General features: G+C 67.1%; 20 protein-coding genes. 6 read left to right on the top strand and 14 right to left on the bottom strand.

Annotation, left to right across the window (positions count from 1 at the left end):
- Positions 1–3: 3 nt before the first annotated feature.
- The 6 genes from ACE3QW_RS19930 to ACE3QW_RS19955 are packed head-to-tail and all read right to left on the bottom strand — an operon-like array spanning position 4 to position 4,890.
- Positions 4–423, bottom strand: coding sequence for a PaaI family thioesterase (locus ACE3QW_RS19930; RefSeq protein ID WP_029558991.1), 420 nt, complete (start codon positions 421–423; stop codon positions 4–6).
- Positions 424–434: 11 nt separating this feature from the next.
- Positions 435–1,451, bottom strand: coding sequence for a zinc-binding dehydrogenase (locus tag ACE3QW_RS19935; protein WP_029558990.1), 1,017 nt, complete (start codon positions 1,449–1,451; stop codon positions 435–437).
- A gap of 49 nt (positions 1,452–1,500) precedes the next feature.
- Positions 1,501–2,478: an ABC transporter substrate-binding protein gene (locus ACE3QW_RS19940; RefSeq protein WP_029558989.1), complete on the bottom strand. Its 978-nt coding sequence runs from the start codon at positions 2,476–2,478 to the stop codon at positions 1,501–1,503.
- Between the two features lie 50 nt (positions 2,479–2,528).
- Positions 2,529–3,320, bottom strand: coding sequence for an ABC transporter permease (locus tag ACE3QW_RS19945; protein ID WP_197023041.1), 792 nt, complete (start codon positions 3,318–3,320; stop codon positions 2,529–2,531).
- A 56-nt stretch (positions 3,321–3,376) separates the two neighbouring features.
- Positions 3,377–4,123, bottom strand: coding sequence for an ABC transporter ATP-binding protein (locus tag ACE3QW_RS19950; RefSeq protein ID WP_374253512.1), 747 nt, complete (start codon positions 4,121–4,123; stop codon positions 3,377–3,379).
- On the bottom strand, positions 4,120–4,890 hold the full coding sequence (locus tag ACE3QW_RS19955) for a GntR family transcriptional regulator (RefSeq protein WP_250168101.1): 771 nt from the start codon (positions 4,888–4,890) through the stop codon (positions 4,120–4,122). The genes ACE3QW_RS19950 and ACE3QW_RS19955 overlap by 4 nt, the downstream gene beginning before the upstream one ends.
- Before the next feature lie 345 nt (positions 4,891–5,235).
- On the opposite strand from ACE3QW_RS19955, the gene ACE3QW_RS19960 reads away from it, so the two are divergent.
- From ACE3QW_RS19960 to ACE3QW_RS19985, 6 genes are all read left to right on the top strand, one after another.
- On the top strand, positions 5,236–5,739 hold the full coding sequence (locus tag ACE3QW_RS19960; protein WP_374253515.1) for a MarR family winged helix-turn-helix transcriptional regulator: 504 nt from the start codon (positions 5,236–5,238) through the stop codon (positions 5,737–5,739).
- Between the two features lie 436 nt (positions 5,740–6,175).
- Positions 6,176–7,780 (top strand): UbiD family decarboxylase, encoded by a 1,605-nt coding sequence (locus ACE3QW_RS19965; RefSeq protein ID WP_374253517.1) that lies wholly within the window; start codon positions 6,176–6,178, stop codon positions 7,778–7,780.
- Between the two features lie 214 nt (positions 7,781–7,994).
- Entirely contained in the window at positions 7,995–8,966 is a 972-nt protein-coding gene (locus tag ACE3QW_RS19970) for an ABC transporter substrate-binding protein (protein ID WP_374253519.1), read from the top strand.
- Between the two features lie 8 nt (positions 8,967–8,974).
- Positions 8,975–9,784, top strand: coding sequence for an ABC transporter permease (locus ACE3QW_RS19975; protein WP_374253521.1), 810 nt, complete (start codon positions 8,975–8,977; stop codon positions 9,782–9,784).
- Positions 9,775–10,578, top strand: coding sequence for an ABC transporter ATP-binding protein (locus ACE3QW_RS19980; RefSeq protein WP_374253523.1), 804 nt, complete (start codon positions 9,775–9,777; stop codon positions 10,576–10,578). Before ACE3QW_RS19975 ends, ACE3QW_RS19980 begins: the two co-directional genes overlap by 10 nt.
- A gap of 4 nt (positions 10,579–10,582) precedes the next feature.
- Positions 10,583–11,155, top strand: coding sequence for a UbiX family flavin prenyltransferase (locus ACE3QW_RS19985; protein WP_250168106.1), 573 nt, complete (start codon positions 10,583–10,585; stop codon positions 11,153–11,155).
- Between the two features lie 73 nt (positions 11,156–11,228).
- Here the strand turns inward: ACE3QW_RS19985 and ACE3QW_RS19990 are convergent, their stop codons facing one another.
- The 8 genes from ACE3QW_RS19990 to ACE3QW_RS20025 form a co-directional block, all read right to left on the bottom strand.
- Positions 11,229–12,101, bottom strand: coding sequence for a DUF4253 domain-containing protein (locus tag ACE3QW_RS19990; protein WP_374253525.1), 873 nt, complete (start codon positions 12,099–12,101; stop codon positions 11,229–11,231).
- A gap of 72 nt (positions 12,102–12,173) precedes the next feature.
- The gene (locus ACE3QW_RS19995; RefSeq protein WP_374253527.1) at positions 12,174–13,067 is read right to left on the bottom strand and encodes an MBL fold metallo-hydrolase; all 894 of its coding nucleotides are present in this window, start codon (positions 13,065–13,067) and stop codon (positions 12,174–12,176) included.
- The gene (scpA, locus tag ACE3QW_RS20000; RefSeq protein ID WP_029558978.1) at positions 13,064–15,220 is read right to left on the bottom strand and encodes a methylmalonyl-CoA mutase; all 2,157 of its coding nucleotides are present in this window, start codon (positions 15,218–15,220) and stop codon (positions 13,064–13,066) included. Before scpA ends, ACE3QW_RS19995 begins: the two co-directional genes overlap by 4 nt.
- A gap of 15 nt (positions 15,221–15,235) precedes the next feature.
- Entirely contained in the window at positions 15,236–15,619 is a 384-nt protein-coding gene (locus ACE3QW_RS20005) for a hypothetical protein (protein WP_029558977.1), read from the bottom strand.
- A gap of 36 nt (positions 15,620–15,655) precedes the next feature.
- Positions 15,656–17,497 carry a methylmalonyl-CoA mutase subunit beta gene (locus ACE3QW_RS20010; protein ID WP_374253529.1) on the bottom strand — a complete coding sequence of 614 codons (1,842 nt, stop codon included), beginning with the start codon at positions 17,495–17,497 and terminating at the stop codon, positions 15,656–15,658.
- Positions 17,498–17,681: 184 nt separating this feature from the next.
- Positions 17,682–18,911 (bottom strand): class I SAM-dependent methyltransferase, encoded by a 1,230-nt coding sequence (locus ACE3QW_RS20015; RefSeq protein WP_374253531.1) that lies wholly within the window; start codon positions 18,909–18,911, stop codon positions 17,682–17,684.
- 191 nt (positions 18,912–19,102) lie between these two features.
- Positions 19,103–21,130: an acetyl-CoA carboxylase biotin carboxylase subunit gene (locus ACE3QW_RS20020; RefSeq protein WP_374253533.1), complete on the bottom strand. Its 2,028-nt coding sequence runs from the start codon at positions 21,128–21,130 to the stop codon at positions 19,103–19,105.
- A gap of 259 nt (positions 21,131–21,389) precedes the next feature.
- A complete protein-coding gene (locus tag ACE3QW_RS20025) occupies positions 21,390–22,922 on the bottom strand; it encodes an acyl-CoA carboxylase subunit beta (RefSeq protein WP_029558972.1) in 1,533 nt (510 codons plus the stop codon).
- Positions 22,923–23,142: the final 220 nt, after the last annotated feature.

Consider the following 23,142-nt stretch of genomic DNA (forward strand, 5'->3'; position numbering starts at 1 on the left):
TCCTCAGGCCTTGGGCGGGATCATGTAGACCCCGCGCCCGGAGGCGAGCAGCTTGCCGTCCTCGTCCAGAACCTGCGCCTCGGAGACGCAGAGCTGGCCGCCGAACTTGATGACCTTGCCCACGCAGATGAGGTCGTGCTGCATGGCGGCGCGGTGGTAGTCCACCCGCAGGTCCACGGTGGGCACGCCGCGGCCGGTCTTGGACACCAGCGCCCAGTCGGCGGTGAGGTCCACCAGCGTGGCGAGGATGCCGCCGTGGGCGTAGCCCTTGTCGGCGTTCACCACCCATTCCGGGCGCCACTTGGCGCGCAGGCGGATGGTGCCCTCGCCCACGTCCTCGACGGTGAGGCCGAGCCACTGGTGGAAGGGGCCCTTCAGGAGAAGGGCCTGGACCTGTTCCTTGGTCAGGGGAGCGTCAGACATGGTGCGGCCTCTCAGGGGGTGACGACGATCTTGCCCATGACCTCGCGGTCGCGGATCATGCGCAGGCCCTCGGCGGCCTCTTCGAGGGGGAGAACCTTGTCCACCACCGGCTTCAGCTCGCCCTTCTGGATCATGTCCATGAGGGCGGAGAGGTTCTCGTGGTAGAAGCTGTTGGAGCCGATGACCTTCAGCTCGAAGCTCCAGATGTAGCGAAGATCTTCCTTCGGATCGTGGCCGGCGGTGGCGCCGCACACGAGGATGGTGCCGCCGCGCTTCACGCAGCGGAGCGAAGGCACCCAGGTGTCGCCGCCGGTGAAGTTCACCACCACGTCCACGCCGCCCTCATAGGTGCGGCGCTGGGGCTTGCCGTACTTCTCGACCGCCCACTTGGAGAAGTCGGTGGTGCGGTAGTTCACGACATGGTCGGCGCCCAGTTCCTTCAGGCGGGCCATCTTGTCGTCGGAACCGGCGCAGGCGATCACCTCGCAACCCATCTGCTTGGCGAGCATCACGCAGCCCGTGCCCACGCCCCCCGAGGCGCCGAGGATGAGCACCTTGTCGCCTGCCTTCACCGTGTTGTGGGTGACGAGCATGCGGTGCGCGGTGCCGTAGGCGACCGGCAGGGAGGCGGCGTCGGTGAAGCTCACGCCGTCCGGCATCTTGATGAGCTGGCCGGCGGTGACAGCGCAGTATTCCGCCATGCCGCCGTCCATCATCTCGCCCATGAGCCCGACCTTGGGGTTGAGCGGGTTCACCAGCACCCGGTCGCCCACCGACCAGCCGGTGACGCCCTCGCCCAGTTCCACGATCTCGCCGGCCATGTCGAGGCCGATGATGACGGGCAGCGGCACCTTGATGCCGGGCATGCCCTTCACCGTGAACACGTCGTGATAATTGAAGGACGACGCGCCGACCCGGATCACCACCTCGCCCGGCTTCGCGCTGGGGACGGGATAGTCGTTGACGACCACGAGATCGCTCACGTCGCCATGTTGCTTCAGCAGCAGGGCCTTCATGGTTTTTGTCATTTCACTTCTCTCTGCTTGGAACGTTTCGGCGGCTTGAGCGCCAGGGCGACTACTTGATGGCCTTGGAAGCCTGGTAGGGGGCGGGGTCCAGAGCCGCGTCGGGCAGGTCGCCCTTTACTGCGCCGACGCTTTTGAAGACTTCGAACTCCGCCTTCATCGACGCGATGTCTGCGGGTTCCATGGAGACGGTGTAGATGCCGTCCCAAAGGGCGGCGTAGGCCTTGGCATCGTCTTCCGGGATGTTGCCGGCGGCCATCAGGGCCTTGGCGACGGCGGCCTTGTCGGCCTTGCCGGCCTCGTAGGCGCCGCGCATGCCCGCGATGACCTTGGCGGCGCCCTCGGGATTTTCCTTCATCCACGCGTTGCGCATGAGGCCGACGCCGAGCACGGGCGGGGCCTCCTTGCCGGTGACTTTCGCCCACTCGCCACGGAAGGAGGCGAGCTTGCGCAGCTTCACGTCGGGCAGGAGGGCGATGGTGACGGTGCGCAGCGCCGCGGCGTCGATGTTCTTCTGCACCAGGAACTGGGCGAGGCGCGGATCAGCGCCCGGCACGGCCTCGAAATCCGAGGCGGTCATGCCGTAGTTCTTGATGAGGATGGCCGCGCTGATGGCCGCCGTGGCGCTGCCCGACGGCGACATGCCGATCTTCTTGCCCTTCAGCTCCTCCATCTTGGTGATGGGGGAATCCGCCATCACCACGAAGTCGAGGTCGGCCACCTGCGTCGCGAGCACGATGGTCACGGGCAGGCCGTCGGCGGCGACCGAGAAGGCGCTGCCGGCGCTGGCGCCGATGGCGAAGTCGATGGCGCCGGCGGCCATGGCCTTGGTGGGGGCGTTCACATCCGGAAACTTCACGAACTCGGCTTCGAGCCCCTGCTTTTCCATGAACTTGCCGGCTTCCAGAAAGGAGCCGAAGCCGAGGCTGACGCCGGAGCTCCAGTATCCGATCCGCACTTTCGCGGCTTCGGCGGGAAGAGATGACAGGCCGATTGCGACTGCGGCGGCCAGTAAAGCAAGACGCTTCATATCGAAATCCCCGTGATGGAAGGTTGTATTGTTTTTTGGCTTTATGGGTTTCAGGCCGGGCGCGGCTTGCGCCAGGCGAAGAGATGCGTTTCGAGGGGCTTCAGCAGCACCGCCTCGATGAAGATCATCAGGATGACGAGGGTGAGGGTCCAGGCGAACACCTGGTCCGTCTGCACGAGGTCTGCCGCCTGCCGCAGCCGATAGCCGATGCCGCTCGACGCGCCGAGGGCCTCCGCCACGATGGAGACGCGGGCTCCGAAGCCGAAGGCGAGGCGCGCGCCGGCGAAGAACTGGGGCAGGATGGTGGGCAGGTAGATCTTCAGAAGAACCTGCAGCCGCGACATGCGGAAGGTCTGCGCCAGCTCGATGAAATCGCGGTTCACCGTGCTCGTGCCCTGCCAGACATTTGTGAGGATGAGCGGCATCGCGGTCATGAACACCACGAAGATCGTCGACCAGTTGGACAGGCCGAACCAGATGAGCGCGAAAATCGCCCAGATGGACGAGGACACCGTGTTGATGACCACCAGCAAAGGCTGGAAGAAATCGCCCAGCGTGCGGCTCGCCCCGAGCAGCAGGCCCAGCACCACGCCCACCACGGTGGCGAAGATGAACCCCATGGCGATGCGGTAGAAGGTGATGCCGAAATCCGCCCAGAAGCCGGGCGTGACCACGAGCTGCGTCCACACCCCGAACACCCGGCGCGGGCTCGGCAGGATGAAGGCGGGCGCGCCCAGCGAGCCGATGCCCCAGAGGCCGACCACGATGATGATGAGCAGCAGCCTGAGGCCGATGAGGCGCAGCCGGCGGTCCTGGGTCATCTGGAGGGGGGAGCGCTTCATCTGGCTCGGCTTCTGCGAAGGAGGACGGACGCGGCGGAACGCGGCAGGGAACGTATTCACAGGCTGAGGCGCAGCAGGCGCACCTCTTCGGCGACCTCGGGCGAGAGCGGATTGCGGGGGTAGGGCAGGTCGATCTCGCGGGTTTCCTTCACCCGTCCGGGGCGGGGCATCAGCACCACGATCTTGTTGGCGAGGACCACCGCCTCCTCCACGTCGTGGGTGACGAACAGCACCGACATCTGCCGCAGGCCGGCGATGCGCAGCACCTCGTCATGCATCTGCGTGCGGATGGAGGGATCGAGCTTGGAGAAGGGCTCGTCCATGAGCAGGATCGACGGCTCGGTGACGAGGCTGCGGCCCAATGCGGCGCGCGAGCGCATGCCGCCGGACAGCTCGTGGGGGAAGGAGTCGGCGAACTTCTCCAGCCCCACCAGCTCCAGCACCTGCATCACCCGATCGCGCCGCTCCTTGCGCGGCATGCCGGCGGCTTCGAGGCCGAGGGCGACGTTCTGGGCCGTGGTGCGCCAGGGGAACAGACGGTCCTCCTGGAACATGTAGGTCATGGTGCGCCAATCCTTGAAGGCGCTGGATTTCTGGCCGTTCAGGAACACCGTGCCCTGATCCGGCGGGATGAGGCCGGCGACGATGTTGAGCAGAGTGCTCTTGCCGCAGCCCGAGGCGCCGACGAGGGCGACGATGGAGCGCTCCGGCACGTCGAGATCGATGTTGCGCAGCACTTCGAGCTGCTCGCCGTCGCGGCGCATGAAGCTCTTGCCGACGCTTTCCAGCTGGACGACGCTCACCGCTCCCTCCCGCTCAGGCTGGAGAGCGGGGCGACGGGCACCACCGCGGCGGAATCCCTGAGCGAGGCGATGACCTTTTCCATGGTCATCTCGCGGAACGTCTCCACATGGCGCCGCGCCACTTCGGCGGCGGCCGCCGCATCGCCGGCGGAGAGATATTCGATGAGCAGGACGTGATCGTTGGCGATGTTGGGGCGCACGCCCTGCACGCCGAAGCCGAGCGCCACGAGGCGCGTCATCTCGTCGAGGAGGCCGGAGAGCGAGCGGCACAGGCGCTGGTTTCCGGCGGCCTCGGCGATGGCCATGTGGAAGCTGCGGTTGGCTTCGAGGAAGAAGTCGATCTGGTTGCCCACATCGGTCGTCAGCTTCACCCGGCAGGCCTCTTCGAGCCGCTCCAGATGCGCCCGGTTGACCCGCCCGGCGGCGCCGCGCGCGGCCAGCGGTTCCAGCACCAGCCGGAGCGCGAAGACTTCTTCCACATCCTTCACGGTGATGGGCGTGACGCGGTAGCCGTGGCGCGGCATGGAGGCGACGAAGCCGTCCTGGATGAGCCGCTGGAGGGCGATGCGGCAGCTGGCCTTGCCGATTTCCAGCCGCTCCATCAGCTCCGCCTCGGTGAAGCGGGTGCCCGGCAGGATGCGGCAGGAGACGATCTCGCGCCGGAGCAGGTCGTAGGCCTGCCGGCCTTTCAGGGTCGCGCTCGGAATTTCGAGGACATGCCCCGCATCCGATCCCCGGTCGCTGTCGCGCTCCTCGGTCACGCTCATCACCTCTCGGCTGACTGGTGAGAAGCCTACAGAACGACCTGACTGGGGAGAAGGCTAAATAGATAGCACGCTATGAAAAAATTTATCGATGTAAATCAACCATATGGTGTCCATCTGTCGCAAAAGCGGGCGGTTTTGGTGGGAGGCTCACAGGGCGCTGCCCAAGAAAGGGCCAGTCCCGGCCCCGGCGATGGGCGCTGGAGGGGGCGTGAGCGTGGGGCCTTGGAAACTTGGCGTCTCTCCCTCTAAAACCGAAAGGGGTTCGCGGCCCGGAGGGTTGCGGAAGATGGTGCGCGGCGCTCGACGCCCGCCCGGACGGGTCTGCAGGCGAGCGGAGGGGTGGTGATGGCGGCCAAGGGCAAGCATCAGGCGCAGGAGATGGCGGCGCCGGAGAGCTTCGAGGTCGCCCCGCTGCACCGGATGACGCTCGGCTATCTCATCAGCCTGCTGGCGCGGCTGCTTGCCCAGTCCCTGAAGGTCCGCAACGGGCCGGATGGAATCCTCCCCGGCCAGTATCCCATCGCCGTGGAACTGCTCGCCCAGGACGGCATGAGCCAGCGCGATTTGTGCGAGGTGGTGCGCATCGAACAGGCCACCATGGCCAACACCCTGAAGCGCATGGAGCGCGACGGCCTCATCACCCGCCGCCAGAGCGCCGAGGACGGCCGGCTCGCCACCATCCATCTCACCGAGGCGGGCGTGCGGCTCGCCCGCGATGCCGTCCGCAACGCCGCCGAAGTCAACAGCGTGGCGCTGGAAGGGCTCGATCCGGCGGCGCAGAAGGCTCTGCGGGACATGCTGATCGATCTCACGGAGCGGCTGGAGGCCGATATCCAGCAGCGCGACTAGGGCTCTGCCTAAAATTAGCGCATGACCATTCTGTAGACTTGCATACCAAGCTATGTATTATGTCTTCCGTGGTCGCTGGGCTCCGGCGTGTCCGCCCCAACGTGACAGCGTGTTGATGGTGTAGAGCGCAGCACCTCTCGAAGCCATTCGGCATTGGAAGGTGAACGGCTCGCCATGGGCTGCGTTTCCGAGGGGTTCCGTATCATGAGTGATGCGATAACTGCCGTAGGGTTAGAGTTCAGCAGCTCGAATTGGCTGCGAGTGCCCTGAACAACTGCAAATAAGATTGGCATTTCTGTCGCGGCGTCCGGCGGGCGTGTGGCCGATGTTCGCGATGGCGGCGTGAAAAAGTCCATCAAATCGGGAGGGGCGCGGCGTCATGCCGGGCCTGTTCAGTGGCGTGGCCACGGCACGTGGCGCGCGTGGAGCGTGACAGATGCGGCACGATACCGAGACGTTTCGCCAGTTCCTGGGCCGGCTTCGCGATGAGGGCGAATTGATCGACCTGCATCAGCCGATCGACATCCGCCACATCGCCACGCTCGTGGACCAGTCCGACAAGGCGTTGTTCTTCCATAACGTCATCGGCTACGACGTGCCTGTCGTCTCCGGCATCATCCGCTCGCAGAAGCGGGCCATCATGTCGCTCGGCTGCACCGCCTATCCCGAAATCGAGATGAAGCTGAGGGCGGCCATCGACCGGCCGGTGAACCCCAACATCGTCAACACCTCGCCCACGCAGGAAGTGGTGATGGAGGGCGATGCGGTCGACCTCTACAAGCTGCCCATCCCCATGAGTTCCATCTATGACGGCGGCCCGATGATCACCGCCGGCGTGGTGATCGCGCGCGATCCCGAATTCGGCCTCAACGCGGGCATCTACCGCTTCATCGTCAAGGAAAAGAACCTCACCGGCATCGACATCGTCACGCCCAACAACATGCGCCTGTTCGCGCAGCGGGCCTACGAGGCGGGCCGGCCGTGTCCCATCTCCATCTCCATCGGCACCCACCCCTACGAGATCATGGGCTCGGGCTTCCGCGCGCCCCTCGGCGTGGACGAGATGGCCATTTCCGGTGGCCTGCGCGGCGGCCCGGTGGACCTGGCGCCCTGCCGCACCATCGACGTGCCCTACATCGCCGACGCCGAGATCGTGCTGGAGGCGGAGATCCTGCCCCACGGCTGGATCTATCCGGAAGGCCGCTTCGGCGAGTTCACCCGGCTCATGGGCGGGCTGCACTGGAACCCCATCGTGCGCATCAAGTCCGTCTCCATGCGCAAGGATGCGGTCTATTACGCGCTCCACATGCCGTGGGAGAACACCTGGCTCGCCGCCCCCACCCGCTACGCCCTCATCCGGCAGGCGCTGAAGACGGCCGGCGTGCAGGTGAAGGACATCACCGTCACCCTCGGCGGCTGCGCCTTCTGGCACGCCGTCATCTCCATCAAGAAGCAGCCGGGGGAGGGCAAGAACGCTTTGCTCGCCGCCCTTTCGGTGATGGACCTGAAGCATGTGGTGGTGGTCGACGACGATATCGACGTCTTCAATCCCATGGACGTGGAATGGGCCATCGCCACCCGCGTGCAGGGTGACAAGGACATCATGATCGTCACCGGCGCGCGCGGAAAGCCGCTGGACCCGAGCCTGCCGCCGACGCCGCCCGGCGTGGTGCCCACCACCGCCAAGGTGGGCATCGATGCCACCATCTCCGAGGGCATCCCGAAGGAGCGCTACGAGCGCATCGCCTATGCCTATGCCGATACGGCCAAGATCGGCGACTACGTCTCCGGCAAGGCGGATGAGCCCGGTGCGGCAGCGGGCGAGGAAGATGTCGCTGAGCTGGCCGAGAAGATCGCCCAGATGATCGGCGAGGCGCCGCGCTATTACACGGATATCGCGGAAGCGTTCAGCGGCTACAACTTCGCCGTCATCGCCCGCGCCCTCGGCCATCTGCACGCCACCGAACGCCTGTGGCAGGACGCAAAGGGCGCCATGTGCCTGCGCGGCTCGCGCTTTGCCGCCAAGCCGCCGGGCGCGTGAGCCGGGCGGGCGAGACGATGGGCGTGGTGGCTGCGGGGACATCACGCCCATCGTTTTCAAATCGGAAAAGACCAGCTTTCCGGCAAGTCTGGCCCGAAGAACGTCCGGTCCGAAGAACGTCCGGCCCGAAGAAAAAACATCGCCCGGAAAAGAGAAGCGGCGAGAGCGTTTGAGGTTGGTGAAGCATTCTTCCACTCTTCCAGAGGGTGAACACATGCGTCGCAGGTTCCAGTCTCTTCTTTTCGCAGCGGCGCTTCTGCCGCTGGCCGGCCTGTCGTCCATGGCCGCCTCCGCCGAGACGCTGCTCAAGATCGGCGTCGCCCAGCTCTCGGCCGGCGGCCTGCCGGTCCTCGTGGCGGACCAGAAGGGCTTCTTCGCCGAAGAGGGCCTCAAATATGAGCGCCTCGACTTCAAGGGCGGGGGGCCGGTGGCGCAGGCCCTCGCCTCCGGCAGCATCGATCTGTGCATCTGCGCCGCCGACCATGCGGTCCATCTCCAGGATCGCGGGCTCGGCGGAAAGGTGCTGGTGGCGCTGGCCGAGCAGCACAGCTACGCGCTGATCGGCAAGGCGGATTCCACCGCCAAGAGCATCGCCGATCTCAAGGGCGAGAAGATCGGCATCACCACGGCGGGCAGCCTCACCGACACCACGGTGCGCTACGCCATCCGCAAGGCTGGCCTCGACCCGGACAAGGACTTCGTGCTGCTCTCGGTGGGCCGCGCGGGCGCGCAGAAGGCCGCGCTGCAGGCCGGCGCCATCGCCGGCGGCATGTTCTCGACGCCCGACATCCAGATCGTCATGGCCGAGAAGGGCGCCTATCGGATCATCGAGGATTTCCGCAAGCTGCCCTATCCGGCGCAGGATCTCATCGCCACCGATACCTGGCTGAAGGCCCACCCCGAAGACGCGCGCAAGGTGGCGCGGGCGGTGGTGAAGGCGCTGCGCCTCATCCAGCAGGACAAGACGGTGCTCTATCCCGCCATCAAGTCCCTGTTCCCCGAGATGAAGGACGACGCCATGGTCGCCCAGCTCGCCGATGACCTGGCCGCCGGCTATCTCTCCAAGAACGGCGTCATGTCGCCGGAGAGCTTCAACTTTCTCATGGCCATGATGACGATCGCCGAGCCGAAGCTGAAGCCGATGCCCTACGCCGACATCGTGGCCCTCTCCTATCTGCCCAAATGAGGCGCCGCATGAGCGACAGCATCACCACGCGCGGGCCGGCCTTCGCCCGGCCGGGACGGCGAAGCTTCTCCTTCGGGATCGGCGCGACGGGGCTGCGGCAGATCGGCCTCATCGCCGTTCTGCTCGGCCTGTGGGAACTCGCCTCCCACACCCTCTTCAACCCGTTCTGGAGCAGCCGGCCGAGCCTGATCGCGGCGCGGCTGTGGGAGCTCGCTCTCAACGGTGAATTGTGGCTCCACACCAGCACCACGTTGCAGGAGGCGGGCGCCGGGCTCGTGCTCGCGGCGGTGATCGGCATCCCGCTCGGCATCGTGCTGGCCCGCGCGCCGGAAGTCGCCCGCACCCTCGATCCGGTCATCATGGGGCTCTACGGACTGCCACGCGTGGCGCTGGCGCCCTTGTTCATCCTGTGGTTCGGCATCGGCCTGTTTTCCAAGATCATGATGGCCTTCACCATGGTGGTGTTCATCTTCCTGATGAATGTCATGGAGGGCATCCGCACCATCGATCCCGACCATCTGGACCTGATGAAGTCCATGCGCGCCGGGCGCTTCTATCTGGTGCGGCGGGTGCTGCTGCCGGCGGTGACGCCGTGGATCCTCGCCTCGTTCCGCATCGGCATCGGCCTCGCCCTCATCGGCGCGGTGGTGGGCGAGCTGATCGGCGCCAATCGCGGCCTCGGCTGGTACGTGGAAAGCCGGGGCGGGCAGCTCGACACAACAGGCGTGTTCACCGGCCTCATCGTGCTGATGGTGCTGGCCATGCTGGCCAACCAGCTTGTCGGCTTCGTCGAGCGGAGGATGATCACATGGCGCTGACCAACTTGGCGCTGACCGCCGAAACGCCGAGGCCCCGCGCCGCGCTCAAAGACCTCTCCATCTCCTTCCCCCGGCCGGACCTGCCGCCGCTGGAGGTGGTCTCGGGCATCTCGCTTGATGTGGCGGAGGGTGAGTTCGTCGCCGTGGTGGGGCCCTCGGGCTCGGGCAAGTCCACCATCCTGCGCGCCATCAGCGGGCTGCTGAAGCCGTCCGGCGGGCGTGTGGAGGTGGACGGGGTGGCGGTCACGTCGCCGCCGCCCAAGGTGGGCTTCATGTTCCAGAAGGATGCGCTGCTGCCGTGGCGGACGGTCGCCGAGAACATCCGCGTCGGCGCCGAGCTGGGCGGCACGCCCTCCGGCGAGCAGGCGGCGCAGGTGGCGCGGCTCATCAAGCTGCTGCGCCTCGACGGCTTCGAGAATGCCTGGCCGAAGCAGCTTTCGGGCGGCATGCGCCAGCGCGTGTCGCTGGGGCGCCTCCTGGCCTATCGCCCCTCCCTCATGCTGATGGACGAGCCCTTCGGCGCGCTCGACTACCAGACCAAGATCGCCATGGGCCTCGAACTGCTCAGGGTGTGGGAGGCGGAGCGCCGCTCCATCATCTTCGTCACCCACGACATCGAGGAGGCGGTGGCGCTGGCCGACCGCGTGGTGGTGTTCAGCGCCCGCCCGGCCCGCATCCTCGCCGAATACAAGGTCCACCTGCCGCGACCCCGGCACATGCGCACCATGCGCAGCGATCCCGCCTTCACGGACCTGACCGAGGCGATCTGGTCGGATCTGGCGCTGCCGGATTGATGACATGAAACGTCTCGTGGTGGCCATCACCGGCGCGTCGGGCGCCATCTACGGCATCCGCGCGCTCCAGCTTCTGCGGGAGCGGGGTGGGGTCGAGACCCATCTCGTGCTCTCCGCCTCCGGAGCGCGCACCATCATCGCCGAAACCGACTTCACGCCGGATGCGGTGCGCGCCCTCGCCCACCACGTCCACAATCCGAAGGACATCGGCGCGTCCGTCTCCTCCGGCTCGTTCGTGACGGAGGGGATGCTGGTCGCGCCCTGCTCCATCAAGACGCTGAGCGGCATCGCCCATTGCTACAATGACGAGCTGGTGGTGCGCGCCGCCGACGTGTGCCTGAAGGAGCGGCGCCGCGTGGTGCTGCTGCTGCGCGAAACCCCGCTCCACGCCGGCCATGTGGAGCTGATGGCGCAGGCGACCCGCAACGGCGCCATCCTCATGCCCCCCGTGCCGGCCTTCTACCACCGGCCGACCTCCATCCTCGACATCGTGGACCAGACCATCGCCCGCGCCCTCGATCTGTTCGGCCTCGATTTGCCGACGACGAAGCGCTGGAACGGAAAGGGCGTGGATTGAAATCGATTGCCTCGGTCGCCTCGCTTCCAGATTGCGCCGGTGCGGAGCTCAGGGAGCACGGCGTGGTCTGTCCTCAGTCCCACCAGAAATACCAGCGGCGCGCGGTGCGCAGGCGGGCGATGTAGTCGCTGATCTGCTCGAAATAGACTTCGTTGCCGGCGATGTAATGTTCTTTCGCAAGGCGCGTCGCTGCGTCGAAGGTGGTCGGTGGTCGGGCGACCACGAATTCGAGCGTGTCGAAGGTGACGGCGGCGAGTTCCGCGCCGTAAAGCAGCTTCCAGCGTCGCGCAAAGGCTGCCAGTGAGGCCGTGTCGGGGCAATTGTTCCAACCGCCGAGTCCGAGCAGCAAAGGCACACGCCAGCTGTCGGGCGTGGGCAGGCGGGTGATCGCTACCTGAGGGTAGGGGGCATTGAGATAAAACGAGTTGATGTCGTTGAACTGCTGCGTCTGTGGCTCAGTGTCTGGCGCGGTAGGCGGCAATTCCTTAACATTGTTAAAGAATTCCCGATCGAAACCGTATGCTCCGTCCCGGTTATAATCTTCCGCTTCAGCCAGTGCGGCAGCGACCTGCTCAGCAGAGGCATCCCTGATATTGTAGGGCCCTGTTTTATTTTCGGCGGCCCAGTCCTCAAAAAGGAGCTTGCGCACGTAATCGTCCACGATCGTCTCGGGAGATGCGATGTCCTCTTCCGCTATCTCCCGCTGATCCTTCGGAATTTTCAGAGTCCGTGGCGTAATCAGGATCGGCGAGAAGCCCTCGCGCGCACCGATGGCCGCCTCCTCGAACCATGCCGCCGTCGCCTCGGTGCCGGGGACGAGCCGCAGCGGGTAGGGCCATTCGGCGATGAGGCGCTGCCAGTCTGCGTGTTCCTTAAGGGCCATCTCGGCCGAATGATCCAGCTTGGGCCGGCGCCTTCCGAACAGGCCTCTCAGCCATGACCACATGACGACTCGCTCCCGCCTCTGCGCCCGATATTCCAAAGCAGAGCATAGATGCAGCCGCACGTCATGGCTGTGTCAGATCGCCCCCGCCACCGCCTCCACATTCCTCCGGTGCACCGCCTCATAGGGCTCGAAATAGGAGATCGCGCCCGTGGCGAAGGCCTCTGCCGCGAACGCGCGCAGGTCTTGCCCCGCCAACGCCGGCTCGTCCTTCAGCCTGAGCAGTTTCTCCACATAGAGCCGCGTCGCGTCGATGAGCGCCGGCCCGTAGCCGCCCGCGGCGATCACTTCGGGTGCGCCGTGGCAGGGCAGGATGCGCGTGGCGCCCAGCGCCGCGAGCCGCTTCAGGCCTTCGAGGTGCGCGGCGAGGCGGTCGGGCTCGTCCACATAGGTGATCGGGTCTTCCAGCGTGTCGCCGGCGAGGAGGATGCCGCCGGGCAGCAGCGCGACGGTGCCGTCGCGGCTGTGGATGTCCACATGGACCAGCTCGACGGGCAGGCTGCCGACCATCAGCGACAGTCGGTCCTCGAACAGAAGGTTGGGCAGGATGAGCGGATTGATGGGCGGGTCCGCGGCCTCCAGCCGGGCGCGGTTGGCGCGCAGCAGCGCGTCGGTCTCGCGATTGGCGATGATCTCGCAATCGGCGAACACCTCGTTGCCGGCCACATGGTCGTCGTGCCAGTGGCTCAGCACCACGCGGATGCGCCGGGCGCCCCGCTCTTCCAGCGTCGCGCGGATGAGGCGGGCGTGGGCGAGGGTGATGTGGGTGTCGTAGACGAGGGCGTCGTCCCCGTCGATCACCGCATAGGAGGCGATGCCGAGGGCGAAGGCGCCATCGTCCAGCCAGTTCTCCTGCGGCCCATGCAGCCGCACGCCGGGGAGGCGCCCGTCATAGAAGGCGAGCACGCCGGGCGCCGGCTCCAGCACCCTGAGGGTGGAGCCCGGCGCGATGGCCTGCGCCCCGTTCACTCCGCCGCTTCGAGAGTGTGCCCCAGCCGGTGGGAGAGCGTGTGCAGCAGCTCCTTCGCCGCATCGGCGATGACGGTGCCGGGCGGGAAGATGGCTTCGGCGCCGAAGGCCTTCAGCGCCTCATAGTCCTGCGGGGGCACGACGCCGCCCACCACCACCATGATGTCGCCGCGCCCTTCCGCCTCCAGCGCCGCTTTCAGCGCCGGCACGAGGGTGAGGTGGCCGGCGGCCAGCGAGGAGATGCCGACGACATGCACGTCGTTTTCCACCGCCTGTCGGGCGGCTTCCTCGGGGGTGGCGAAGAGGGGGCCGATGTCCACGTCGAAGCCGAGGTCGGCGAAGGCGGAGGCGATCACCTTCTGGCCGCGGTCGTGCCCGTCCTGGCCCACCTTGGCGACGAGGATGCGCGGGCGGCGGCCTTCGGCGGTCTCGAACGCCTCCACCAGCTTCTGCACCTTGCCCACCTTGTCCGTCATGGCGGAAGCCTCGCGCTTGTAGACGCCGGAGATGGCGCGGATCTCGGCGCGGTGGCGGCCGAACACTTTCTCCAGCGCGTCGGAAATCTCGCCCACGGTGGCCTTGGCCCGCGCCGCCTCGATGGCCAGCGCGAGGAGATTGCCGTTGCCGGCGGCGCCGTTGGTGAGGGCTTCGAGCTTGGAGGCCACCTCGGCGGGGTTCCGCTCGGCCTTGAGGCGGTTCAGCTTGTCGATCTGCGCGGCGCGCACGGTGGCGTTCTCCACCTTCAGCACGTCGATGAGGCGGTCCTTGAGCGGCTTGAACTTGTTGACGCCCACCACCGTCTGCGCCCCGCCGTCGATGCGGGCCTGGGTGGTGGCGGCGGCCTCCTCGATGCGGAGCTTGGGAATGCCGGCCTCGATGGCCTTGGCCATGCCGCCCAGCGCTTCCACTTCCTGGATGTGCGCCCACGCCTTGGCGGCGAGATCGGCCGTGAGCTTCTCCACGAAATAGGAGCCGCCCCACAGGTCGATCTGCCGGGTGGTGCCGCTCTCCTGCTGGAGCAGGATCTGGGTGTTGCGGGCGATGCGGGCGCTGAAGTCCGTGGGCAGCGCCAGCGCCTCGTCGAGCGCATTGGTGTGCAGCGACTGGGTCTGGCCCTGGGTGGCCGCCATGGCCTCGATGGCCGTGCGCATCACGTTGTTGAACACGTCCTGCGCGGTGAGCGACCAGCCGGACGTCTGGGAATGGGTGCGCAGCGGCAGGGACTTGGGGTTCTTGGCCCCGAGATCGGTCATCAGGCGCGTCCACAGGAGGCGGGCGGCGCGCAGCTTGGCCACCTCCATGTAGAAGTTCATGCCGATGGCCCAGAAGAAGGAGAGGCGCGGCGCGAACACGTCGATGGGCAGGCCGGCGGCGGCGCCGGCGCGGCCGTATTCGACGCCGTCGGCCAGCGTGTAGGCCAGCTCCAGATCCTGCGTCGCCCCGGCTTCCTGCATGTGGTAGCCGGAAATGGAGATGGAGTTGAAGCGCGGCATCTCCTTCGAGGTGAAGGCGAAGATGTCCGAGATGATGCGCATGGAGGGTGCGGGCGGATAGATATAGGTGTTCCGCACCATGAATTCTTTGAGAATGTCGTTCTGGATGGTGCCCGAAAGCTTGGAGGCCGCCACCCCCTGCTCCTCCGCCGCCACCACATAGAGCGCCAGGATCGGCAGAACCGCGCCGTTCATGGTCATGGACACGCTCATCTGGTCTAGCGGGATGCCGGAGAACAGGGTGCGCATGTCGTAGATGCTGTCGATGGCGACGCCCGCCATGCCCACGTCGCCAGCGACGCGGGGGTGGTCCGAGTCATAGCCACGATGGGTGGCGAGGTCGAAGGCCACCGACAGGCCCTTCTGGCCGGCGGCGAGGTTGCGCCGGTAGAAGGCGTTGGAATCCTCCGCCGTGGAGAAGCCGGCATACTGGCGGATGGTCCAGGGCTGGGTGGCATACATGGGCGCATACGGCCCGCGCAGGAAGGGCGCAATGCCGGGGTAGGTATCGATGTAGCCGAGCCCCTCGATGTCCGCCGGGCCGTAGAGCGGCTTCACCGGAATACCCTCGGGCGTCGTCCACGCCTCGGCGGCGGCGGACGGGACGGCGGGGGCGGCGGCACGCCAGTCGATCTCGGCGAAATTGGGGATCCGGCTCATGGCATCCATCCTAGCTCAAATGGACTCGGGTCGCGACGGCGCAGGCCTGAGCGGCGACCGGGTCCGGGATTTCATCTCGTCCAGAATGTCCTGCATCTCGCACAGCGCCAGATGCAGCCGGATGCGCGGCAGGCGCGACACCACATCCGCAAGCGAGGTGTTGGCGGCGAAGGCGGAGAGCAGGATCTCCAGCTCCTCCGCGCTGCTGCCGCGCACCATGGCCCAGAACAGATAGGCGCGCGGGTGACGCACCGGGCCGCGCCAGCGCGGCGAGGTGCGGATCGTTCCGCGGTCGTCCTGCATCTGATCCACATCGGCCCAGATGGCGTCGCACCTTTGCGCCAGTTCCGCATCGGTGAGCCGGGCCAGATCGAATCTGAGATTCAAGGCCAGTGTCATTGCGTCCCTGCCCTGAGGGGATGAATGCCAGTGGAGTCATTCTAGGCCGGCCGCAACCTGTGCGCGAGTCAGTGTTTCCAGCGCGTCGCAGCCGGCGAAGATGAAGTCGGTGACGCCCGCGGGCGCAAGCGTCGCCTGAAGCTCGGCGGCGGGCTTGCCGGCGAGCCAGACGGCGGTGGCGCCGGCCGCCTTCAGCGCCTCGGCCGCCGCCACGCCCTCGGCGCCGTAGACCTCATCGGAGGAGACGAGGCAGGCGAAGGGCGTGCCCGACGCCTTGAAGGCGGCGACCAGCGCGTCGCGGTCGGCGAAGCCGTCCGGCACCGGGGCGGCAATGCCGCCGGCCTCGAAGAAGTTCTTGGCGAAGGTGGCACGGGCCGTGAAGGCGGCCACCGGGCCGAGGGCCGCGAGGAACACCACGGGCGCCTTGGGCGCGGCCTCGGCGGTGTCGCGCAGGGCCTCGAAGGCCTCGGCGATGCGGGTGGGGGCAAGCGCGCCGTCCGCCACCGGAGCGGTGGGCGGCAGCGGCGCCAGCACTTCCGGCACCTCCTGCACCAGAATGGGGAATTCCGAGGTGCCTGTGATGGGGGCCTTGCGGGTGGCGACGTCGGCGTCGCGCTTGGCCTTCACCTCGGCGATCTCGGCCTTGAACCAGCGGTCCTCCAGCACGTCGGCCATGCCGCCGCGCTTCTCGATGGTGCGGAACAGGTCCCACGCTTTGGCCGCGAGGCCATCCGTGTGCGCCTCCATGGCGCCGGCACCGGCGGCGGGATCGGCGACGCGGTGGACGTTGCTCTCCTCCAGCAGCATCACCTGCGTGTTGCGGGCGAGGCGGCGGGCGAAGGCATCCGGAAGGCCCAGCGCCTGGGTGAAGGGCAGCACGGTCACGCTGTCCGCCCCGCCGACGCCGGCCGCGAAGGCGGCGACCGTGTTGCGCAGCAGGTTCACGTAAGGATCGCGGCGGGTGAGGGAGCGCCACGCGGTGGTGCCGTGCAGCTTCAGCGGCTTTTCCGGCAGGCCGCATTCGCGCAGCACGGCGGCCCAGAGCAGGCGGAGCGCGCGGAATTTGGCGATGGTGGCGGTCTGGTTCACATCCGCGACGAGGGCGGCCTCGATGCGGCCGGCGGCCTCCTCCAGCGCGATGCCGGCTTCGGCATAGGCCTTGAGGTACGCGACCATGGTGGCGAGCACCGCCGCCAGTTCCTGCGCATCCGAGGCGCCGGCCGCGTGATAGACGCCGCCGTCCGCCCGGGCGAAGGGGCCGGCGAAGCCGCGCGCGCCGAGGATGGCCGAGGTTTCGGCGAAGCGCTTGGCCAAGAGCGGCCACGCCATGGGCAGGGTGCCGTGGGCGGCGAAGTCGCTCAGGGGATCGAGGCCGAAGGAGACGGAGACGCCCTCCGGCTTGAAGCCGCGCGCTTCCACGAGATCGGCGAAGGCGAGGGCATCCTCGCGGCCCTGGAAGGCGCCGCTCTCGATGCGCACGTCGATGAGGTCGAGCAGCACGTCCTTCAGGACGATGGCGAGGTCCGTGCCCTCCGGCAGGCCGAAGCCGTGGGCCGAGGGGGAGGCGGAGAAGACGAGGGACAGGCCCGAGGCGCCGCCATCGAGGTCTTCCAGCGCCTGCGCGTTGGCCTCGGCGGCGTCGGTCTGGTCCACCCGCATGGAGATGACCCACGGCGCGCCCGCCGGCCGCCCGGCGACGATGGGCGCATCGGCCTTGCGCTCGGGCAGGGCGTCCAGCGCGAGGCCCTCATAGGTGCGCGTCACGAGGCGCTTGTCATAGGGCGCGCCCTTCAGCACGCCTTCCACCAGCTTCAGCCAGTCCGCGCGGGTGACGGGGGCGATGTCGGTTGCGAAGGGGAGGGCGGTGGCGTCGGTCATGTCAGGACCTCGGGAGGGAGGAAAGGCGCGCGGGGCACTTCACCGCCGTCATGGCCGGGCTTGTCCCGGCCATCCACGTGGCGCGGCCGGGCGCGGAGATGCGAACGGTGTGCGATCGGATCGACGTGGATGCCCGGCACGAGGCCGGGCATGACGGCGGTTTGGAGTGTCGGGACCACCCCCATCACCGCCGCTCCCGCGCGGCGAGCGCGCGCTCGGCGTCCACGATGTAGTCGCGGATCACCGGCACGTCGTCGCGCTTCTCGGAGAGGAGGAGCTGGAACACCATGTTGGAGCCGTGCAGGAAGCCCAGCTCCACGGCGGCGAGGTAGAATTCCCACATGCGGCCGAAGCGCTCGCCCATCATGGCGTCGGCTTCCGCGCGACGGGCCATGAAGTTCCGCCGCCAGGCGCGGATGGTCCAGTAATAGTGCAGCCGCAGCACCTCGCAATCGTCCACCCAAAGATGCGTGCGCTCGGTGGAGGCGAACACCTCGGACAGCGCCGGCACATAGCCGCCGGGGAAGATGTACTTGCGGATGAAGGGCGCCGTGGTGCCGGGAGGCGACATGCGGCCGATGGCGTGGATCAGCGCGAAGCCGCCCGTGTCCAGGAGGTTGCGGATGGTGGTGAAATATTCGTCGAAATGGGCGACGCCCACATGCTCCATCATGCCGATGGAGACCACGCGGTCGAACTTGCCGGTGAGGTTGCGGTAATCCACCTCGCGGAAGTCGATGCGGTCGATCACGCCTGCCGCTTCCGCCAGACGCCGGCTCTCGGCCAGCTGCTCGGGCGAGACGTTGATGGCGGTAACCTGCGCGCCGCATTCCTTCGCCATGTAGATGGCGAGCCCGCCCCAGCCGGAGCCGATCTCGGCCACCCGCATGCCGGGGGAGATGTTCAGCTTGGCCGCGATATGGCGGAACTTGTTGCGCTGGGCGTCAGCCAGCGGCTCGTCGGGATGGGTGAAGTAGGCGCAGGAATACGCCATCGTCTCGTCCAGCCACAGCCGGTAGAAGTCCGCCGGGTGGTCGTAGTGGGAGGAGACGTTCTCCTTCGCCTTGGAAACGGGGTTGGCCTGCTGGAACCGCCGCACCGAGCGCCACGCCTTGCGCAGCGCCTGCTGCACCGGGTGGGAGCCGAGGCCCTTGCGGTTCACCGAGAACAGGTTGAGCAGCTCGAACGCGCCGGCCCCGTCCTCGAAGGAGAGGCGGCCGTCCATATAGGCCTCCGCCGCCACCAGCTCCGGATTGAAGAACAGGTCGCGCTCCAGCTTCTTGTCGTGCATCCGCACCGTGACGGACGGGCCGTCCTTGCCCGAGCCGAACACGTGGCGCTTGCCATCGGCCGTGATGACCGTGAGCTGGCCTTTTTCCACGAAGCGGCTGAGGAGGTGGGAGAGGAGGCGCATTCAGAGATCTTTCCGGGCGATCGCCACAATGAAGGAACCGTCATGGCCGGGCTTGTCCCGGCCATCCACGTGGATGGTCCGGGAGCATACCCGAGCACAGTGCGCCAGCGACGCGACGTGGATGCCCGGGACAAGCCCGGGCATGACGATCCCCTGACGCAGGCCGAAAATAGCCTGACGCCCGCCCGGCATCACGCGAATTCCAGGATCACCGCATCCACCGCGAGGCTGTCGCCCGCCTTGGCGTGGACGGCCTTGATCATGCCGTCGCGCTCGGCGCGGAGCACGTTCTCCATCTTCATGGCTTCGACGATGGCGAGGATCTCGCCGTTCTTCACCTCCTGGCCGGGCACCACGGCGACGGAGACCACGAGGCCGGGCATGGGGCAGAGCAGTTCCTTGCCGCCACCGGCATTCTCCTTCTTCGGCATCAGCGCCGCCAGCGAGGCGGACAGCTCGGTGTAGACCTGCGCCTTGGTGGAGATGCCGCGGTGGGCGAGCACGTAGCCGTTGGGGATGGGGCGCACCTGCACCGCCACCTGATCGGCGTCGATGGTGCCGGTCCACACCACGTCGCCGGGCTTCCAGGTGGAGCGCAGCAGGTGGATGTGGCCGGGGGTGCCGTCCGCCTCGAAAATCTGCACCTTGAAGCCGCCGTCCACCGCCTCGACCTCGCACGGGGTGGAGATCGTCGCCTCGCCGGCCGAGAGGTTGACGATGCGGCGCTTGGCGAAGCGCCACGTCACGCCGGAGGTCTGGCCGGAGATCTGGCGCTTGCGGGTGTTCTGGATGTGGTCGATCACCGCCGCCACGGCGGAGAGCGTGTGCGTCAGCTCGCCCTCGGGGGCGCGGGCGACGAAGCCCTCGGGGTATTCCTCGGCGATGAAGCCGGTGGAGAGGTTGCCCGACTGCCAGCGCGGATGGGACATCAGCGCCGAAAGGAACGGGATGTTGTGGCCGATGCCGTCGATGGCGAAGGCATCCAGCGCGTCTGCCTGCGCCTCGATGGCGATGGCGCGGGTGGGGGCGTGGGTGACGAGCTTCGCGATCATCGGATCGTAGAAGATGGAAATCTCCCCGCCCTCATACACGCCCGTGTCGTTGCGCACGGTGATGGGGCCGTCCTTGCCTTCCGCCGGGGGCCGGTAGCGCACGAGGCGTCCGGTGGAGGGCAGGAAGTTGCGGTAGGGGTCTTCCGCATAGATGCGGCTTTCCACCGCCCAGCCGGTGAGCTTCACGTCGTCCTGGGTGATGGTCAGCGGCTCGCCGGCGGCGACGCGGATCATCTGTTCGACGAGGTCGATGCCGGTGATCAGCTCGGTGACGGGATGCTCCACCTGCAGGCGGGTGTTCATCTCCAGGAAGAAGAAGCTCTTGTCCTGCCCAGCGACGAATTCCACCGTGCCGGCGCTGTCGTAGCCCACCGCCTTGGCGAGGGCGACGGCCTGCTCGCCCATCTTCTTGCGGGTGGCTTCATCGAGCAGCGGGGAGGGGGCTTCCTCGACCACCTTCTGGTTGCGGCGCTGGATGGAGCACTCGCGCTCGCCGAGATAGATGACGTTGCCGTGCTTGTCGCCCAGCACCTGGATCTCGATGTGGCGCGGATCGACGATGAACTTCTCCACGAACACGCGGTCGTCGCCGAAGGAGGACTTCGCCTCCGAGCGGGCGCGGTCGAAGCCGTCCTGCACCTCGTCGCGGGAATAGGCGATGCGCATGCCCTTGCCGCCGCCGCCGGCGGAGGCCTTGATCATCACGGGATAGCCGATCTCGTCGGCGATCTTGGCCGCTTCCTCGCCAGTCGCGATCTCGCCGAGATAGCCGGGGACGGTGGAGACCCTGGCCGCGGCGGCCGCCTTCTTGGACTCGATCTTGTCGCCCATGGCCTCGATGGCATGGGGGGTCGGGCCGATGAAGACGATGCCGTGCTCGGCCAGCAGCTTGGGGAAGGAGGCGCGCTCGGAGAGGAAGCCGTAGCCGGGATGCACCGCTTCCGCCCCGGTCTTCTTGCAGGCCTCCACGATCTTCTCGGCGATGAGATAGGACTGCGCGGCCTGCGGCGGGCCGATATGCACCGCCTCGTCCGCCATCTCCACATGGAGGGCGTCCTTGTCGGCGTCGGAATAGACGGCGACGGTCTTGATGCCCATCTTGCGCGCCGTCTTGATGACGCGGCAGGCGATCTCACCCCGGTTCGCGATCAGGATCTTGGTGAACATGGCGTTCGTTCCTTTGCGCCAGCGGCGCTGAATTCTTAGCGGTCCTCTCCGGTGTCTTCCCCTCTCCCCAACGACGTCGGCTGTTGCCGACTTCGTCATTTCTGACCGATCTCGGCGGCTGCCGTGATCGGGCGGGAGAGGGCGCCGGAGCGCAGCGGAGGCGGGTGAGGGGGCTGGCCGGCGTCTGGCGCAGCGGCGCGATACCCCTCACCCCGGCCCCCTCCCGCAAGGGGAGAGGGAGATCACCGAAATCCCGGCCTCACACCGGCATGTTGTCGTGCTTGCGCGGGGGCTGCTCCAGTTTCTTGGTGCGGAGCATGGCGAGCGCCCGGGCGAGGCGGCGGCGGGTGGAGCGGGGGGTAATCACCTCGTCGATGAAGCCCCGCTCGGCGGCGACGAAGGGCGAGAGGAAGCGCTCTTCGTAATTCTTGGTCTGGGCGGCGATCTTGTCCGGGTCGCCCATGTCCTGGCGGAAGATGATCTCCACCGCGCCCTTGGCGCCCATCACCGCGATCTGGGCGGTGGGCCAGGCATAGTTCACGTCGGCGCCCACGTGCTTGGAGGCCATCACGTCATAGGCGCCGCCGAAGGCCTTGCGGGTGATGACGGTGACGAGCGGAACCGTCGCCTGCGAATAGGCGAACAGCAGCTTGGCGCCGTGCTTGATGAGGCCGCCGTATTCCTGCGCGGTGCCGGGCAGGAAGCCGGGCACGTCCACGAAGGTGACGATCGGGATTTCGAAGGCGTCGCAGAAGCGCACGAAGCGGGCCGCCTTGCGGGAGGCGTCCGAGTCGAGCACGCCTGCGAGCACCATGGGCTGGTTGGCGACGAAGCCCACCGTGCGCCCTTCGATGCGGCCGAAACCGGTGAGGATGTTCTTGGCGTAGGCCGCCTGGATCTCGAAAAAGTCGCCCTCGTCGACGACTTTCAGGATCAGCTCCTTCATGTCGTAGGGCTTGTTCGGATTGTCCGGCACCAGAGTGTCGAGGCTGGCGTCGGTGCGGCCCGGATCGTCGAAGGAGGGCCACTCGGGCACGCCGTCGATGTTGTTGGCGGGCAGGAAGTCGATGAGGCGCCGGGTCTCCAGCAGCATCTCCACGTCGTTCTCGAACGAGCCATCGGCCACCGAGGACTTGGAGGTGTGCACCTTGGCGCCGCCCAGCTCCTCGGCGGTGACGGTCTCGTTGGTCACCGTCTTCACCACGTCGGGGCCAGTGACGAACATGTAGGAGGTGTCGCGCACCATGAAGATGAAATCGGTCATGGCGGGGGAGTAGACGTCGCCGCCGGCGCAGGGGCCCATGATGAGCGAGATCTGCGGGATGACGCCCGAGGAAATCACATTGCGCTTGAAGACCTCGCCGTAGCCGCCGAGCGCCGCCACGCCTTCCTGGATGCGGGCGCCGCCGGCATCGAACAGGCCGATGATGGGCGCGCGGGTCTTCAGCGCCATGTCCTGGATCTTGGTGATCTTGCGCGCATGCTCCTCGGAGAGGGAGCCGCCGAACACCGTGAAGTCCTTGGCGAAGATGAACACCTTGCGGCCGTTGACGGTGCCCCAGCCGGTGACGACGCCGTCGCCGGGCACCTTCTGGTCCTCCATGCCGAAGTCGACGCAGCGGTGCTGCACGAAGGTGTCGTATTCCTCGAACGTACCGCGATCGAGCAGCAGGCTGATGCGCTCGCGGGCGGTGAGCTTGCCGCGGGCATGCTGCGCCTCGATGCGCTTGATGCCACCGCCGAGGCGGGCGACACCCCGCCGGCTCTCGAGCTCCTCAAGGATGTCCTTCATGCCGAGCGCCTTTCAATGAGGCCAGAGGTAAATTTGAGACTAGCGGGTTCCCGCGCGCTCGCCAGAGCTTTCGCGCCAGCTTTCCCGCAAGGCCCGCAGGCGTTTCCCGCAAGTGCGTCGCAACTCGGCTAACAGGAGTTGCGACGCATTGGAATATGTGAAAAATTGACATTGCGAATTGTAAATCATTCACATTCCGGAACTCGAAGCTCTGGCGGTA

It is taken from the genome of Xanthobacter sp., assembly GCF_041911315.1.
Lineage (GTDB): Bacteria > Pseudomonadota > Alphaproteobacteria > Rhizobiales > Xanthobacteraceae > Xanthobacter > Xanthobacter aminoxidans.